16 protein-coding genes are annotated in these 14,946 nt (G+C 69.3%); 9 read left to right on the top strand and 7 right to left on the bottom strand.

Translation table 11 applies throughout. The features are described 5' to 3' along the window. Positions 1 to 111 precede the first annotated feature (111 nt). A complete protein-coding gene (locus ACQPZX_RS49200) occupies positions 112 to 1,293 on the bottom strand; it encodes an MFS transporter (RefSeq protein ID WP_433372306.1) in 1,182 nt (393 codons plus the stop codon). A gap of 17 nt (positions 1,294 to 1,310) precedes the next feature. Continuing rightward, positions 1,311 to 2,639 (bottom strand): FAD-dependent monooxygenase, encoded by a 1,329-nt coding sequence (locus ACQPZX_RS49205; RefSeq protein WP_433372309.1) that lies wholly within the window; start codon positions 2,637 to 2,639, stop codon positions 1,311 to 1,313. Between the two features lie 81 nt (positions 2,640 to 2,720). Between ACQPZX_RS49205 and ACQPZX_RS49210 the strand changes: the two genes are divergently transcribed. Both ACQPZX_RS49210 and ACQPZX_RS49215 read left to right on the top strand, forming a co-directional pair. After that, complete coding sequence (locus ACQPZX_RS49210; protein WP_433372312.1) at positions 2,721 to 3,341, top strand: TetR/AcrR family transcriptional regulator C-terminal domain-containing protein; 621 nt, start codon at positions 2,721 to 2,723, stop codon at positions 3,339 to 3,341. A gap of 308 nt (positions 3,342 to 3,649) precedes the next feature. After that, positions 3,650 to 6,607 carry a discoidin domain-containing protein gene (locus tag ACQPZX_RS49215; RefSeq protein WP_433372314.1) on the top strand — a complete coding sequence of 986 codons (2,958 nt, stop codon included), beginning with the start codon at positions 3,650 to 3,652 and terminating at the stop codon, positions 6,605 to 6,607. Between the two features lie 63 nt (positions 6,608 to 6,670). Here the strand turns inward: ACQPZX_RS49215 and ACQPZX_RS49220 are convergent, their stop codons facing one another. Both ACQPZX_RS49220 and ACQPZX_RS49225 read right to left on the bottom strand, forming a co-directional pair. After that, complete coding sequence (locus tag ACQPZX_RS49220; RefSeq protein ID WP_433372317.1) at positions 6,671 to 7,081, bottom strand: GNAT family N-acetyltransferase; 411 nt, start codon at positions 7,079 to 7,081, stop codon at positions 6,671 to 6,673. Continuing rightward, positions 7,082 to 7,495, bottom strand: coding sequence for a PH domain-containing protein (locus ACQPZX_RS49225; protein ID WP_433372320.1), 414 nt, complete (start codon positions 7,493 to 7,495; stop codon positions 7,082 to 7,084). It lies immediately after the preceding gene. A gap of 112 nt (positions 7,496 to 7,607) precedes the next feature. On the opposite strand from ACQPZX_RS49225, the gene ACQPZX_RS49230 reads away from it, so the two are divergent. Further along, positions 7,608 to 8,048, top strand: coding sequence for a hypothetical protein (locus tag ACQPZX_RS49230; protein ID WP_433372323.1), 441 nt, complete (start codon positions 7,608 to 7,610; stop codon positions 8,046 to 8,048). On the opposite strand, the gene ACQPZX_RS49235 is transcribed toward ACQPZX_RS49230, so the two are convergent. Both ACQPZX_RS49235 and ACQPZX_RS49240 read right to left on the bottom strand, forming a co-directional pair. Then, positions 8,049 to 8,918 (bottom strand): transketolase family protein, encoded by an 870-nt coding sequence (locus ACQPZX_RS49235; protein ID WP_433385997.1) that lies wholly within the window; start codon positions 8,916 to 8,918, stop codon positions 8,049 to 8,051. Between the two features lie 8 nt (positions 8,919 to 8,926). Further along, positions 8,927 to 9,610: a transketolase gene (locus ACQPZX_RS49240; RefSeq protein WP_433372325.1), complete on the bottom strand. Its 684-nt coding sequence runs from the start codon at positions 9,608 to 9,610 to the stop codon at positions 8,927 to 8,929. Positions 9,611 to 9,655: 45 nt separating this feature from the next. On the opposite strand from ACQPZX_RS49240, the gene soxR reads away from it, so the two are divergent. Continuing rightward, complete coding sequence (gene soxR / locus ACQPZX_RS49245) at positions 9,656 to 10,114, top strand: redox-sensitive transcriptional activator SoxR (protein WP_433372328.1); 459 nt, start codon at positions 9,656 to 9,658, stop codon at positions 10,112 to 10,114. Positions 10,115 to 10,124: 10 nt separating this feature from the next. Then, entirely contained in the window at positions 10,125 to 10,802 is a 678-nt protein-coding gene (locus tag ACQPZX_RS49250) for an LPXTG cell wall anchor domain-containing protein (RefSeq protein ID WP_433372331.1), read from the top strand. 4 nt (positions 10,803 to 10,806) lie between these two features. On the opposite strand, the gene ACQPZX_RS49255 is transcribed toward ACQPZX_RS49250, so the two are convergent. After that, complete coding sequence (locus ACQPZX_RS49255) at positions 10,807 to 11,034, bottom strand: hypothetical protein (RefSeq protein WP_433372333.1); 228 nt, start codon at positions 11,032 to 11,034, stop codon at positions 10,807 to 10,809. Positions 11,035 to 11,137: 103 nt separating this feature from the next. On the opposite strand from ACQPZX_RS49255, the gene ACQPZX_RS49260 reads away from it, so the two are divergent. From ACQPZX_RS49260 to ACQPZX_RS49275, 4 genes are all read left to right on the top strand, one after another. Then, complete coding sequence (locus ACQPZX_RS49260) at positions 11,138 to 11,665, top strand: flavin reductase family protein (RefSeq protein WP_433372336.1); 528 nt, start codon at positions 11,138 to 11,140, stop codon at positions 11,663 to 11,665. Positions 11,666 to 11,782: 117 nt separating this feature from the next. Then, the gene (locus ACQPZX_RS49265; protein WP_433372342.1) at positions 11,783 to 12,121 is read left to right on the top strand and encodes a DUF485 domain-containing protein; all 339 of its coding nucleotides are present in this window, start codon (positions 11,783 to 11,785) and stop codon (positions 12,119 to 12,121) included. Next, positions 12,121 to 13,797, top strand: coding sequence for a solute symporter family protein (locus ACQPZX_RS49270; protein ID WP_433372345.1), 1,677 nt, complete (start codon positions 12,121 to 12,123; stop codon positions 13,795 to 13,797). The genes ACQPZX_RS49265 and ACQPZX_RS49270 overlap by 1 nt, the downstream gene beginning before the upstream one ends. A gap of 77 nt (positions 13,798 to 13,874) precedes the next feature. Continuing rightward, the gene (locus tag ACQPZX_RS49275) at positions 13,875 to 14,945 is read left to right on the top strand and encodes an LCP family protein (RefSeq protein ID WP_433372348.1); all 1,071 of its coding nucleotides are present in this window, start codon (positions 13,875 to 13,877) and stop codon (positions 14,943 to 14,945) included. Position 14,946: the final 1 nt, after the last annotated feature.

The raw sequence follows: 14,946 nt of genomic DNA on the forward strand, positions 1-14,946 counted from the left end.
GGAGCGTGCTGCAACTCATCGCTGATGACTTGGCGCTCGGAGCGCGCCGCAACTCATCATTGATGACTTGGCGTTGAGGGCGCGCGGGAAGTCATCAAGGCTGGTGGAGGGTCAGCGGGTGGGCAAGGGCTTGGCGGCGCCTGAGGCCAGGAGGCCGATCAAGAGGGCGCCGAGCACGCACAAGAGGGCGTGCAGCACGCCCAGGTGCTGGGCCAGGACGCCGATCAACGGCGGGCCGGCCAGGAAGGCGGCGTAGCCGATCGAGCCGGCCACCGAGACGCGGATCGCGGCCCGGACCGGGTCGTCGGCGGCGGCGCTCATGCCGACCGGGAAGCCCAGGGAAGCGCCGGCGCCCCAGAGGAGGCCGCCGAGCAGGGCCAGCGGAACGGCTATGCCGGCCACCACCAGCAGCAGGCCCACAAGGCCGCAGACAACCGTCGCCCGCAGAACCCGCACGCGGCCCCAGCGCTCGAGGGCCTCGCCGCCGAAGAGGCGGGACAGGGTCATCGCGGTGACGAACGTGCCGTAGCCGATCGCGCCCACCGTCTCGCTGGCGCCGTAGCCGTCGACGAGGCTGATCGCGAACCAGTCGTTGGCGGTGCCCTCGGTGAAGCCGAAGCCCAGCATGATCAGGCCGATCAGGATGGTGCGAGGCTCCCGCCAGGCCTGGCTGACGCTGACCGGGCGCGGCTCGTCCTCGGCGGGCGGGGTGTGCGGCAGGAACACCCGTACGGTCGGAAAGGTCACCACGGCCGTGAGCGTCGCGGTGAGATAGAGCTGCGCCCAGATCGGCAGGCCGGAGGCCGCCGCCAGCGCGCTCATGCCGGCGCCCAGCACCGTGCCCAGGCTGAAGCCGGCGTGGAAGCGCGGCATGATCGTGCGGCCGAGGCGGCGCTCGACGTCGGCGCCCTCGACGTTCATCGAGACGTCCCACGCGCTGTTGCCCGCCCCGACCAGCACCAGGCCGGCCGCGGCGACGGGGACCGAGCCGGTCAGCGTGCCGGTGCCGAGCCCGGCCAGGCCGAGCACCATGGCGCTGCTGGCCACCATGATCGTGCGGGCGGGGCCGAGCCGCTGCACGACCGGCCCGGACAGCGGGATCGACACGATCGCGGCGCCCGAGATGCAGAGCAGCAGCAGGCCGAAGCCGGCCGCCGACAGGTGCAGGTCGTCGCGGACGGCGGGGGCGCGGGCCAGCCAGCCGGCGAAGGCGAGCCCGTTGGTCACGAAGGTGGCGGCGACCGCGACCTTGGCCCGCTCGATCCGGGCAAGGTCGAGGTCGGTTGTCGTCACGCCTCCGAACTTACTCGTTAAAGTTGCCAGCGGTCGAGCGCCTCCCGGAGGGCGGGCTCGCCCATCGACTCCGACCACGCCACGTGTCCGTCGGGGCGGATCAGCATGGCCGGGCCGTCCCACGCGACCGAGTCGTCGCGACCCAGCAGAACCGGCTGCCCCGAGTGGAAGTGCTGGTAGAGGCGGGTGCCGTCGGGAAGATCCCGGTCGGCGACCCGGGGACCGACGCCGGCGTAGGAGATGTCGAGCCCGGCCAGCATCTCGCTCAACGAGCGATTCACGTCACCGAGCGCGCTCAGGTCCGTCAGCACCCCGCGTAGCGCCGAGGTCTGCGCGTCCGGCCGGGTGAGCGCTGTCTGCGCGCGGGTGTTGGCGAGGACCCGTTCCGCCACGGGCCGGCGCTCCGACTCGTACGTGTCAAGAAGATCTTGGTCGTGAAGGACCGCACGAGCGAGTTTCCAGCCCAGGTTGAACGCGTCCTGAACCCCCGTGTTGAGGCCCTGGCCGCCGGCCGGGTAGTGGATGTGCGCGGCGTCGCCGGCCAGCAGCACCCGGCCCGACCGGTAGCGGGACGCGAGCCGGGCGGCGTCGTTGTACCGCGAGATCCACCGTGGACTGTGCAGGCCGAAGTCCGTCCCGGCGTGCCGCAGCAGCGACTTCCGCAGGTCTTCGACGGTGATCGGCGCGTCGCGGTCGGCCACGTGGTCGAAGTCGTTGGTCATCACGCGGTACCACCCGGGCTCGAAGTTGAGCACCGACCAGTTGCCGTACGGCGTTCGCTGCTGAAAGACCGGATCGGCCGGCGGCGACGCGAGCTCGACGTCGCCGAGGATCGCAGTCATCGTGGCGGGCGTGCCGGGGAAGTCGATGCCGGCGAGCTTGCGGACCGTGCTGCGCCCGCCGTCACAGCCGACCACGAACGGGGCGGCGAACTCACCCTGGGTGGTCTCGATCGTCACCTGGTCGGCGGTCTGGCGCAGGCCGGTCACCGCGATCTCGCGCCGCACGCGGACGCCCAGCTCGCGCGCCCTCGCCTCGAGGAGCCGCTCGATGCGGCGCTGCAGGATGTTCAGCAAGAACGGGTATCGGGTCGGCAGGCCGGAGAAATCCAGCGGAATGCCCGCGAAATGCCCACGCGGGAGCCGGCGGCCCTCGGCCAGGAACGGCTCGAGCATGCCGCGCATGTCGAGGATCTCCATGGTGCGGGCGTGGATGCCGCCCGCGCGCGACTCGCCGCTCGGGCCGGCCAGCCGCTCGAGCACGAGCGGGTCGACCCCGCCGAGCCGCAGCTCACAGGCGAGCATCAGCCCGGTCGGGCCGCCTCCGACGATCACTACTTGCTCCATGGCTCCCCCGCCTCCCTAACCAAGTTCCGGTTTCTCTCTAACTAAGTTAGGGATACCTCGAACTTTGGTAGGCTGTCAACCGTGAAGCTCACTCCGGACGCCATCGCCCGCGCCGCGCTCAAGGCCCTCAACGAGGTCGGGCTGGACGGCCTGACCATGCGGGTGCTCGCCAAGGAGCTGGGCGTTCAGGCCCCGACGCTGTATTGGCACGTGAAAAACAAGCAGGAGCTGCTCGACGCGATGGCCGACCTGCTCGCGGCCGAGGCGGCGGAGGGCCTCGAAGCGCCGCGGCGCGACGAGACGTGGCAGGAGTGGCTGATCGCGATGGCCGTCCGTAACCGGCACACGCTGCTGCGCTATCGGGACGGGGCGCGGGTGGCGGCGGGCGCTTATTCGGCGCATCCGGCCGTCCTACGCACGATCGAGCTCATCCTGCGCACGCTTCAGGACGCGGGCTTCGAGCCGGCGACGGCGGCGCGCGCGTTCCCGGTGATCCTGCATTACACGATCGGCTTCACGATCGAGGAGCAGGCGCGGGCGGGCACGGCCTACGAGCGGAATCCGTACGCCGGGGGCCTGCGGGTGGACGCGGAACGCTATCCGCTGACCGCGGGCGTGGCGGGCGATCTCTACGACGAGGACACCGACGCGAATTTCGAGTACGGTCTCCGCATCGTCCTATCTGGAATGTCGAGATTGTGACGCCACGCCGCACTTGCGCTTACGTTGCGTCGTCGTAATCAAATCGTCACACGTTTTCCATGAAACGCGGCCTAATCCGCAAATCCGGTCTAGGCCGACGAATGCGGCTACATCACCTAGCCGGATAAACCCGATTTCTCAGGGCAAGGCCGGAAACATCCGAATCGAGTGCGGCACTTTATCCGCCGCACAGACCGCCGTAACTAGGCCGTACGGCGGATTTCTCATGTCGTCGGGTCGATGTTGTCGATCGATGGTTCCACGTTGAGTGTTTCCGCTCCGGCGGAAATCCTCATGGGGGAACAAGCATGCACCTGCGCGGCCACCACTGGTCCCGAGCTGCGGCGACGGCCGTCCTCTGTGTCCTCACCGGCACTGCCGTCGTGCTCCACCAGCAGCACTCGGGAAGCGCCGGGGCGCCTGCCACCGGCGCGGCCGCCGACCCCCATCTCGGCCACATCATGCCCGAGGCCGAGGCCGTGCCCGTCGCGGTGACCACCGCCGCGCCCCTGCCCCGCAGCGGCTGGACGGCGACCGACGCGAGCGCGCAGTCCCCCGCCTCCAACGTGCTGGACAACGACCCGGACAGCTCCTGGAAGAGCGCCGCCGGCCTGCCGCGCACCATCACGATCGACACGCACAACCGGATCGCGCTGAGCGGCCTCACCTACCGCCCCTCCGACGGCGCGAACGGCCGCATCGGCCAGTACTCCGTGCAGATCAGCGACAACGGCACCACCTGGAGCGCGAACGTCGCCACCGGCACGTTCGCCGACGACGAGCTGGTCAAGACGATCACCGTCAACACCGTGGTGACGCGCTTCGTGCGGCTGACCGCGATCAGCGAGGCCGGCGGCCGGGTCAACTGGGTCTCCGCCGCCGAGATCAACCTGCTGGGCGGCACCGACCCGGCCCTCCCGCGTACGGGATGGACCGTCGCCGCCGACAGCCAGGAGACGGCGAAGCAGCCGGCCGCGGCGATCAACGCGATCGACGGCAACACCAAGTCGTTCTGGCACTCGGCGTGGAGCTCGAACCCGCCGAAGCCGCTGCCGCACTGGATCACCATCGACATGCACAAGGTCAACCTGGTCTCCGGCCTCAGCTACCTGCCGCGCCAGGACACCTCGCCGAACGGCATGATCGGCAAGTACCGGGTCGAGACCAGCTTCAACAACACGATCTGGTCCCCGGTCGTGGCCACCGGCGCCTTCAGCACCACCAAGAGGACCGCGCAGTCGGTCACCTTCGCCCCGCAGATCGCGCGGTACGTGCGACTCACCGCGCTCTCCGAGGCGGGCAACCGCGGCCCGTGGAGCAGCGCCGCCGAGATCAACGTCCTGGGCCGGACCGACCCGACGCTGAGCCGCACCGGCTGGTGGGCCGCCGCCGACTCGCAGGAGACCAAGAGCGCGGACGGCCGGGCCGCCCTCGCGATCGACGGCAACTACTCCACGTTCTTCCACAGCCAGTACAACCCGGCCCCGGCCAAGCCGCTGCCGCACACGCTCCACGTCACCATGGACAAGGTTCAGGCGGTCGGCGGCGTATCCGTCCTGCCGCGCCCGTCGGCCTCCAAGAACGGACGGATCGGCAACTACAAGATCGCAACCTCGGTCGACGGCACGCACTGGACCTACCAGATCACCGACGGCAAGTTCGCCGACAGCGCCGCCCTCCAGACCGTCGTCTTCCCGCCGGTCGACGCGAAGTACGTGCGGCTGATCGCGACCAGCGAGGCCGGCAACCGCGGCCCCTGGACGTCGGTCGCCGAGTTCAACGTGCTCGGCGCGAGCGGCTCGGTCTCCCCCAAGCGCGGCTCGTGGAGCGCGCCGGTCGGGTTCCCGCTCGTCCCGGTCGCGGCGGCGCTGCTGCCCAACGGCAAGGTGCTGACCTGGTCGGCGTACAAGACCGACGCCTTCTCCAACGCCGACCCCGGCGTCCACGTCCTGACCATGACCGCCACCTACGACCCCGCGACCGGCGTGGTCACCCAGCGGGAGGTCACCGAGACCGGGCACGACATGTTCTGCCCCGGCATCTCGGTGCTGCCGGACGGCCGGGTGGTCGTCACCGGCGGCAACACCAACAAGAAGACCAGCATCTACGACCCGGCCACGGACGCCTGGACCGCCGGCGCCGACATGACGGTCGGCCGTGGCTATCAGTCCAGCGTCACCCTCGGCAACGGCGAGATCTTCACCATCGGCGGCTCGTGGAGCGGCCCGGTCGGCGGCACCGACGGCGTCGGTCACAAGGGCGGCGAGGTCTGGTCGGCCGACTCCGGCTGGCGCGCGCTGCCCGGCGCCGACGTGGCGCCGATGCTGACCGCCGACGCCAACCAGCTCGGCGACTACCGCAAGGACAACCACGCCTGGCTGTTCGCGTGGTCGGGCAACAAGGTGCTGCAGGCCGGCCCGAGCAAGAAGATGAACTGGTACTCGGTGGACGGCGACGGCTCGACCGAGTCGGCCGGCAACCGCGGCGGCGACGACGCGATGAACGGCAGCGCCGTCATGTACGACACCGGCAAGATCCTCACGCTGGGCGGCTCGCCGAGCTACGAGCAGTCCGAGGCCACCGCCGACGCGCGGGTGCTGACCATCAACGCCGACAACACGGTGACCAGCCGGCAGGTCGGGTCGATGGCGAACACGCGCAGCTTCCAGAACAGCGTGGTGCTGCCGGACGGCAAGGTCCTGGTGATGGGCGGCGAGAACTTCGCGGTGCCGTTCTCGGACAACACCGCGGTGCTCAACGCCGAGCTGTGGGACCCGGTCAGCGAGCAGTTCACGACGATGGCCTCGATGGCCGTGCCGCGGACGTACCACAGCGTCGCCCTGCTGCTGCCCGACGGCCGCGTCCTCAGCGCCGGCGGCGGCCTCTGCGGCACCGGCTGCGCCACCAACCACTTCGACGGCCAGACCTTCACCCCGCCGTACCTGCTCAACGAGGACGGCACCGCCGCCTCCCGCCCGTCGATCACCAGCATCTCGGACTCGGCGGTCGCCAACGGCGGCAAGGTCACCATCACCACCGACCGGGCCGTCACCGCCTTCTCGATCATCCGGATGGGCACCGCGACCCACACCGTCGACACCGACCAGCGCCGCCTGTCGCTGGCCCCGTCCACCGGCAACGACGGCGCCTACACGCTGACCATCCCGGCCGACAGCGGCGTCGCGATCCCCGGTTACTGGATGCTCTTCGCGCTCGACGCGAAGGGCGTGCCCAGCGTCGCAAAGATCATCCACGTCGGCTCATGAGCCTCGACGCCCTCGCCGCCCTCACAACCGGCGGCGAGGGCGTACCGGATCTCGCGCGGCGGGCTACGGAGACGGCGACAGGTGGATCAGGCCGGCCGCGGTGCTGCGGAAGCCGCATTTGTCGAGGTAGAAGTGTTCCAAGTGCGGCTCGAAGTCGACGTGCAGCCATTCGCATCCGGCGGCGCGGGCTTCGTCGGCCGCCGCGCCGACCAGGCGGGTGCCGAGGCCATGGTGCTGCCGGTCCGGGTCGACCGCGGTATCGAGGATGAAGGCGTGGCTGCCGCCGTCCCAGCAGACCTGGACGAAGCCGACGAGCCGATCGGCGTCGAAGGCGCCGACCCAGGTGAGCGCGTGCCGTTCCAGACGCCGCGACCACGGCTGGAGGACGCTCGTCTCGCCGCCGAACGCTCGGGCATGCAAAGCACTGAGCTGCCGGTCGTCGACGTGGAAGCGGGTCACCAGCTCGATCGTCATTCAGGCAGGCGAGCCGGAGCGCAGGTCGGCGAGGGTGGCGACCACATCCTCGGGGAGGGCGCCCAGATCGTTCGCGCTGAGCAGGTAGATCGCGTCGCCCGTGTCCAGTTCGAGGATCTCGCTGCGCAGGCCCCGGTGGGTGCGCCGGTCGACCCGTACGCGCTCGATCTCCGACCACGACAGATGCCGGCGGCGGGCGAATCCCGCGACCACCGTGACGCCCGTCGTGTCCGCCGCCAGGCGGACCGGCGCGATCAGGTCGCGCAGCGCCCACAACGCCAGCAGGATCGCCGCGAGCCCGGCGATCGCCCACCGGATCGCGTCGTTGCCCGCGAAGGCGACCGCGAGCACCACGACGGCGACCGCGCCCATCAGCTTGGTGACCGGCAGGACCGGCCTGATGCGCCACTGCACGCACCAACTATGGCAGGGGAATGGAACACGCAACATTTGTCGAGCCGATGTAATTCGACATTCATCGGGTGACGGCCGATGCCTCTCGGCGGGGGCCTCCGTTGAACGCCACATGGACGTGTTCTCCCGTACGTTCTTGCCCGCCGCCGCCGAAGCCGGCGTGGCCATCCCGACCGTGAGCCGCCACATGCCGATCTTCCGGCGCTGTGTGGAGCCGGACGACACCACCGTGCTGGTCAGCCGCTGCCACCGCCCCGAGGCCCCGATGGCCGGCGAGTACCTGCTGCTGCTCACCTACCGCCGGCTGGTCGTCACCCAGGAGACCAAGGTCTTCCACCGGCTGCGGCTGCACCTCAACGCCAACCTGCGGCACCTGAGCAACGTGACTTGGAGCCCGGACGTGGCCCGCACGGCCGTCGAGGTGGCGGCCACGGCGGTGGACGGGGTTCGCGAGCGGTTCCGGCTGCGGGTCGGCGAGCCGGAGGCGGTGTGGCACTTCGACTCGCTGCTCGAGCACGTGTTCCGGACGCCGCGTCCGGCGATCGCCGCCTGATCACCACAGGAACTCACTGATCGGGCCGCGCAGACCGGCCGCGTCGAGGCCGTGCGCCCGGGCGTGGTCCTCCCACGAGCCGTAGCGGCGCACCTCCTCGCGGCCCACGCCCAGGTGCAGCACCCGGTGCGGGCGGCCGCCGAGCGCCTCGGCGACCTGGCGGGCCGAGGTGCCGCTCAGGTACGGCTCGACCATCACGACCTCGCCCTCGGCCAGCGCGCGCAGGCCCTCGGCGTCGAGTGGCCGCGGTGTGTTGGTGTACGCCACCGTTACGTCCAGGTCGCGGGTGGCCTCCAGGACCGGGTCGAGCATCGGGCCGACCGCCACGATCAGGGGACCGCCTCGCCGGATGACGCGGAGACGTGTGCTGTCGCCGTACGCGTGCCGATTCTCTTGAAGCGAAAGCCGGACGTAGACCCGGTCGTCGTGGCGGGCCGCATCGCGCAGCAACGCGGCCACCTCGTCGTGATGGCCGGGGACGTGCACGGTCCACCCCTCGAGCGTGTCGAGCAGCTCGACGTCGCCCGGGGACTGATGGGTGTATCCCGAGGCGGCGCCGTCGTAGGAGGCGCCGATGCTGACCAGCACCGCGCCGGCGTCCTGGTGGCCGAGGTCCAGCTTGATCTGCTCGTAGGCCCGGTCGACCACGAACGGGGCGTACGAGTGCACGATCGGACGCAGGCCGGTGAGCGCGAGCCCGCCGGCGACTCCGGTCATCAGCTGCTCGCGGATGCCCACGTTCACGACCCGGTCGGGGTGGCGGCGCATGGCCGGCTCGAACGCGTCGGCCGAGATGTCGGCGAGCACGAGCGCGGTCCGCGGATTCTCGGCGAGCAGTTCGGTGGTGGTGGCGACGAACGTTTCCCGCATCATCGTGCTCAGCCCCATTTCGGTTCGACGGTGGCGACGACCAGGTTCGGACGGTCGGCATGGCGGCGTGCCAGAGCGTGCTCGATCTGCTCGTGATCCCGGCCGTTGATCACCGAGGTGATCCATCCGGGGAAGCGCGCGGCGATCCCGCCGGGCCATCCGTGGGTCGCCGACTGGTTGTCGATCACGATCGCGGTGATCGGGAGGTGGGTGGCGGCGGCGTACGCGATCGCCTCGTGGCTGGAGCCCTCGTCGAGCTCGGCGTCGCCGAGGAGCACGAAGACGCGCGGCTCGAGATAACCCTGGGCGCGCAGGCCGAGCGCCATGCCGACACCGATGCCGAGGCCGTGGCCGAGCGAGCCGGTGCCGATCTCGACGCCTGGCACGTTCGCGCGGTCGGGGTGATTGCCTAGCCGGCTGTTCCAGCCGCCCATGTCGTCGAGCCAGTCCTCGGGGAAGAAGCCCTTGCGGGCCAGCACCGCGTAGTAGGCGGCCGGGCCGTGGCCCTTGGAGAGCAGGAAGCGGTCGCGGTCCGGGGCGTCCGGCGACGCCGGGTCGATCCGCAGGATTCGGTCGTAGAGCACCCAGAGCACGTCGAGCGTCGAGTACGAGCTGGGCGCGTGCTTTTCGTCCCCGGTCATGCGCGCGATGAGGCTCAGCAGCGCGTCGGTGGGGAGTGCTGTCACGGTCATGCCGATAGGCTGCAACTTAAAGTGCACTTCAACTCAAGGCTTGTGATGGAGACGACGCTAGCCATCGGTGATCTCGCGGCGCGCAGCGGCGTGGCGCCTTCCGCGTTGCGCTACTACGAGCGCGAGGGTTTGATCCGGTCCACACGGACGACCGGCAACCAGCGCCGCTATTTGCGTTCCGAGTTGCGGCGGGTGGCCTTCATCAAGATCGCCCAGCAGGTCGGGGTGTCGCTGGACGAGATCCGCGAGGCGCTCTCGGAGCTGCCGGAGGGTAGGACGCCGACCAAGGCGGATTGGGCGCGGTTGTCGGCGCGGTGGCGCGGCAAGCTGGAGGAACGGATCCTGCTCATGCAGCGGCTGCGCGACCAGCTCACCGGGTGCATCGGATGCGGCTGCCTCTCGCTGCAGCGATGCAATCTGATCAACCCGGCCGACCGGCTGGCGTCGCGCGGCGCCGGTCCTCAGATGATCATTAACCCTCCGCCGGACTCGGATGTTGATTAGATTCGGGTGAGTGCTGGCTTTTGTCCTCTTTGCGGCTCTCATAACGGTTTCCTCGTCCACGGCGCCGTCCATCAAGCCGGGGCAGACGATCCCGCTGACGGTCGGCGTGCGGAACACCGGCGGATCGGCGGTGGACGGGGTCGTCGTCAACATCCGGGTGTCGGGTGGGCTGACCCTGCCGCGGGAGTTCACCAACTGCCGGTACTACAAGGACGGCATCCTGGCCGGAGCCTGGTGCTCGCTGCCACAGCGGGTTGATGCGGGAGCCACGTACGCGCTCTCGGGCTTCCACATCGCGGCGTCGGCCACCGCGCAGCGGGTGTCGCCGGTCGTCTTCGAATGGCACCCGAAGTCGTCGGCTCCGGCGCAGATCGGGACGGCCGGCAGTGGAAGCACGCTGGCCTTGACGCCGGCCAAGCTGAGCGGCGCGGCCGTCGGTGCGGTCTACCTCAGGCTTCTGACCTCTACGGCCACGCCGCGGCCTTCGCGTTCGGCCCTCGCCGCGTCACCGGCTTCCCGTCGGGCAACACCCGAGTCCACAAAATCCGCCGCCGCCGCCGAGACCGGAAAGAGCGGTGGAACGAACCTGCTCCTCCTGGTGGGCGGCCTGGTTCTGCTGGTGGCGTTCTTCTTCTTGGTACGGCGGCGGTCCGGCTACGTCGGCAAGCACAACGGACCGCGTACGTGAGCGTTCATCGCTTTTTTCGTAAGCCGTCGCGGCGGACGAAGATGACGCGGCGCTCGATGGCCTCGCCGGACGGGCCCAGCACGTAGCCGTCGATCCACAACCAACCGTCGTACGTGCGTCGGGGGTCGATGCGGATCACCCGGAAGGTCAGCGCGCGGTCGCCCTGGAACTGGACGCTCGCCGCACCTCCCACGTAGAGGACGTCGCCGGGTTGCGGCAACGCCTCAGCCATCCGCATCCCTTTCCATATCGCCCTGTACGTGCACGACTACGGATCGGATTACGTTACACAAGTTGCGTTATGGCTTGTACCCGAAAGGTGACGGGCCAGAATGATGACCGTGACAGCTGACGCGCCCGGCGGCCGGATCCACTCCAGCGACCCCTTCGCCACCCCGGAGGACGAGCGGTCCCCGGTCCGGCGGTTGCGCGGCCGGCTGGCGGCGCCCGTCACGCTCTGGACGGCGCCGGGGCCGCGGGGACTGACCGTGTCGTCGATGCTCGTCGCGGACGGCGATCCCGGGCGGGTGCTCGGGTTGATCGACGAGGAGAGCGACCTCTGGGACGCCATCTCCGAATCGGGTCGTTTCGCCGTCATGCCGCTCGAGCCGGACGACCGCCGGCTCGCCGACCGATTTGCCGGTCTGATGCCGGCGCCGGGCGGACTCTTCGCGTCGGGCGAGTGGGTGTCCACTGCGTACGGTCCGGTGCTCGCCTCGGCCGGCGCGTGGGCCGGTTGCCGGCTGGAGAGCAGCCGGGAGTGTGGCTGGGCGCTGCTCGTCGAGGGCGTGATCGAAACGATTTCCTTCGATCGGAACACCCCGCCCTTGATCCACTATCGCGGTCGATACATCGACCGCTGACCCACTGGGCGCAGTCAGACCGCCACTCGGCGCAGGGTCCGACCGGGCGCCTCCGCCGGGATCCGCGGCTTCGTACGTTGCCGGAAAAGCCCATCCCCACGAAGGTGGTGAATCCCGGTGACGACAGAAGTGCCTTCCGAGTCCTCCACCGAGAGATACCAGGCCGTCCAGCGGTCCGAGGATTTCCAGCGGCTGCGCCACAAGGTGCGCAGCTTCATCTTCCCGATGACCGTCGCGTTCTTCCTCTGGTACCTGCTCTACGTGATCCTGTCCGCGTACGCGCGCGGCTTCATGAGCACCAAGGTCGTCGGCAACATCAACATCGCGCTGATCTTCGGCCTGTTGCAGTTCGTCTCGACGTTCCTGATCGCCTGGTACTACTCGCGGTACGCCAACCGCGAGCTCGACCCGATCGCCGACAGCATCCGCAACAAGATGGAAGAGGGTGCTGAGTGATGGAGTCGCACCTGCTGGCCGCCGAGGCCTCGACCTCCACCTCCCGCGGGCTGACGATCACGCTGTTCCTGATCTTCGTGGCCATCACGCTGGGCATCACGATCTGGGCCAGCCGCCAGACCAAGACCGCCACCGACTTCTACGCCGGCGGCCGGCAGTTCTCCGGCTTCCAGAACGGCATGGCGATCGGCGGCGACTACATGTCGGCCGCGTCCTTCCTGGGCATCGCAGGCCTGATCGCGTTGTTCGGCTACGACGGCTTCCTCTACTCGATCGGCTTCCTGGTCGCGTGGCTGGTGGCGCTGCTGCTGGTCGCCGAGTACCTGCGCAACTCGGGCCGGTACACGATGGCAGACGTGCTGGCCTTCCGGATGCGCCAGCGTCCGGTGCGGTCGGCCGCCAGCCTGTCGACCGTGGTCGTGTCGATCTTCTACCTGATCGCGCAGATGGTCGGCGCGGGCGCGCTGGTCTCGCTGCTGCTGGGGATCAAGCCGGGCCAGACGTTCCTCGGCATGGACGCCGACACCGCGAAGGTCGCCACGATCATCCTGGTCGGCGCCCTGATGATCGTCTACGTGGTGGTCGGCGGCATGAAGGGCACCACCTACGTGCAGATCGTCAAGGCGTTCATGCTGATGCTCGGCGCGCTGGTCATGACGTTCCTGGTGCTCTGGCACTACAAGTTCAACCTGTCCTCGCTGCTCGGGGACGCCGCGGCACAGTCCGGCAAGGGCTCGGCGTTCCTCGAACCCGGCTTGCGCTACGGCGTCGAGACGGCGGGCGACGCGGCCAAGACGTTCTACAGCAAGATGGACCTGATCTCGCTCGGCATCGCGCTGGTGCTGGGCACGGCGGGCCTGCCGCACATCCTGACCCGCTTCTACACGGTCCCGACCAGCAAGATCGCTCGCAAGAGCGTGCTCTGGGCGATCGGCATCATCGGCACGTTCTACCTGTTCACGCTGGCCCTCGGCTTCGGCGCGGCGGCCCTGGTGGGCGGCAAGGCGATCACCGCGCAGGACAAGGCCGGCAACACGGCGGCCCCGCAGCTGGCGCAGGCGCTGGGCATCGACTACTTCGGCGGTGACACCGGCGGGGCGGTGCTGCTGGCGATCATCGCGGCGGTCGCGTTCGCCACGATCCTCGCGGTGGTGGCCGGCCTGACGCTGGCGTCCTCGTCGAGCGTGGCGCACGACTTCTACGCCAACGTGATCAAGCGCGGCAACGCCTCCGAGCGGGACGAGGTACGGGTCGCCCGGATCTCCGCCCTGGTCATCGGCGCCGTCGCGATCGTGCTGTCGATCTTCGCGCAGAGCCTGAACGTGGCGTTCCTGGTGGCGCTTGCGTTCGCCGTGGCCGCCTCGGGCAACCTGCCGGCGATCCTCTACAGCCTGTTCTGGAAGCGGTTCAACACCTCCGGCGCGATGTGGGCCATCTACGGCGGCCTCATCTCGGCCGTGGTGCTGGTCTTCTTCTCGCCGGTCGTCTCGGGCAGCCCCACCGCGATGTTCCCGGACAGCGACTGGCACTGGTTCCCGCTGTCCAACCCGGGCATCATCTCGATCCCGATCGGCTTCCTCTGCGGCTACATCGGCACGATCATCTCGAAGGAAGACGACACCGAGAAGTACGCCGAGCTGGAGGTCCGGTCCCTGACCGGCTACGGAGCGCACTAGGAGGATTACTCCCCTCTTTGTGCCGAACGGGTGTTGATACCCGGGCGCGATGGCCGACGCTCCGTAACCTGGATTCCATGTCTACGACCGTCGGACGAGCCTCGGTGCAACCACCCTCATACGGTCCGCCACCCGCGAAGCGGCCCCGGCTGAAGCCACGCTGGGGCCGCATCGCTCTCCTGGGCGGCCTGGCCGTGCTGATCATCGCGGTGATCGCCGGTATCTCGCTGTACGGGTACGCCAACGGCCTGGACAAGGACCTCAAGCGCACCAACGCGTTCTCCGGGATCACCGGGGACCGGCCGGCCAAGGCGGTCGACGGCGCGCTGAACATCCTGCTGGTGGGCAGCGACTCGCGTGACCCGGACGCCAAGGAGGACGAGGCCAACGCCTGGCGGGCCGACACGCTGATCCTCATGCACGTGCCGGCCGACCACAAATCGGCTCAGCTGGTGTCGATCCCGCGTGACCTGTGGGTGGTCGTCCCCAAGAGCAACAGCGCGGCGTGCAGCGACGGCAGCCGCGCCAAGATCAACGCTTCGTTCGCCTTCGGCGGGCTCCCGCGGGCGGTGCACACGGTCGAGTGCCTCACGGACGTGAAAGTCGATCACGTCATGGCCATCGACTTCGGCGGCTTCAAAGAGGTCACCGACGCGCTCGGCGGCGTCGACCTCTACGTGGACAAGACGATCACGTCGATCCACAAGCCGCACCGGGTGTTCACCAAGGGCATGATGCACATGGACGGCGCGCAGGCGCTCGACTGGGTGCGCCAGCGCTACCAGTTCCCCCGCGGCGACTTCGACCGCGTGCGGCACCAGCAGGAGTTCCTCAAGGCCCTGATGGACAAGGCGGCGAGCACCGGCACGATCACCAACCCCGGCAAGCTCGACAAGTTCCTCAAGTCGGTCACCGCCGCGGTCACCGTCGACCAGGACTTCTCGCTCAGCGACATGGCGGTCAACCTGCGCAGCATCCGCGGCAGCAACCTCACCTTCATCACCAGCCCCAACAAGGGCAGCGAGACCATCTCGGGACAGTCCGTGGTCGTCTCCGACCGGGAGAAGGCGATCGCCCTCTACAAGGCGGTCAAGGACGACAAGATGAGCGAGTGGATGGCGGCGAACCTCAAAAAGCCGACCTCGTAAG

This window comes from Actinoplanes sp. CA-142083 (assembly GCF_050942195.1).
Classification (GTDB): domain Bacteria; phylum Actinomycetota; class Actinomycetes; order Mycobacteriales; family Micromonosporaceae; genus Actinoplanes.

Coding starts and splice junctions, on each gene's coding strand:
- ACQPZX_RS49240 (WP_433372325.1), bottom strand. CDS start 9,610: ATGACCGTGACAGCACTCCCCACCGACGCGCTGCTGAGCCTCATCGCG.
- ACQPZX_RS49215 (WP_433372314.1), top strand. CDS start 3,650: ATGCACCTGCGCGGCCACCACTGGTCCCGAGCTGCGGCGACGGCCGTC.
- ACQPZX_RS49270 (WP_433372345.1), top strand. CDS start 12,121: ATGGAGTCGCACCTGCTGGCCGCCGAGGCCTCGACCTCCACCTCCCGC.
- ACQPZX_RS49255 (WP_433372333.1), bottom strand. CDS start 11,034: ATGGCTGAGGCGTTGCCGCAACCCGGCGACGTCCTCTACGTGGGAGGT.
- ACQPZX_RS49220 (WP_433372317.1), bottom strand. CDS start 7,081: ATGACGATCGAGCTGGTGACCCGCTTCCACGTCGACGACCGGCAGCTC.
- ACQPZX_RS49275 (WP_433372348.1), top strand. CDS start 13,875: ATGTCTACGACCGTCGGACGAGCCTCGGTGCAACCACCCTCATACGGT.
- ACQPZX_RS49230 (WP_433372323.1), top strand. CDS start 7,608: ATGGACGTGTTCTCCCGTACGTTCTTGCCCGCCGCCGCCGAAGCCGGC.
- soxR (WP_433372328.1), top strand. CDS start 9,656: ATGGAGACGACGCTAGCCATCGGTGATCTCGCGGCGCGCAGCGGCGTG.
- ACQPZX_RS49235 (WP_433385997.1), bottom strand. CDS start 8,918: ATGCGGGAAACGTTCGTCGCCACCACCACCGAACTGCTCGCCGAGAAT.
- ACQPZX_RS49205 (WP_433372309.1), bottom strand. CDS start 2,639: ATGGAGCAAGTAGTGATCGTCGGAGGCGGCCCGACCGGGCTGATGCTC.
- ACQPZX_RS49260 (WP_433372336.1), top strand. CDS start 11,138: ATGACCGTGACAGCTGACGCGCCCGGCGGCCGGATCCACTCCAGCGAC.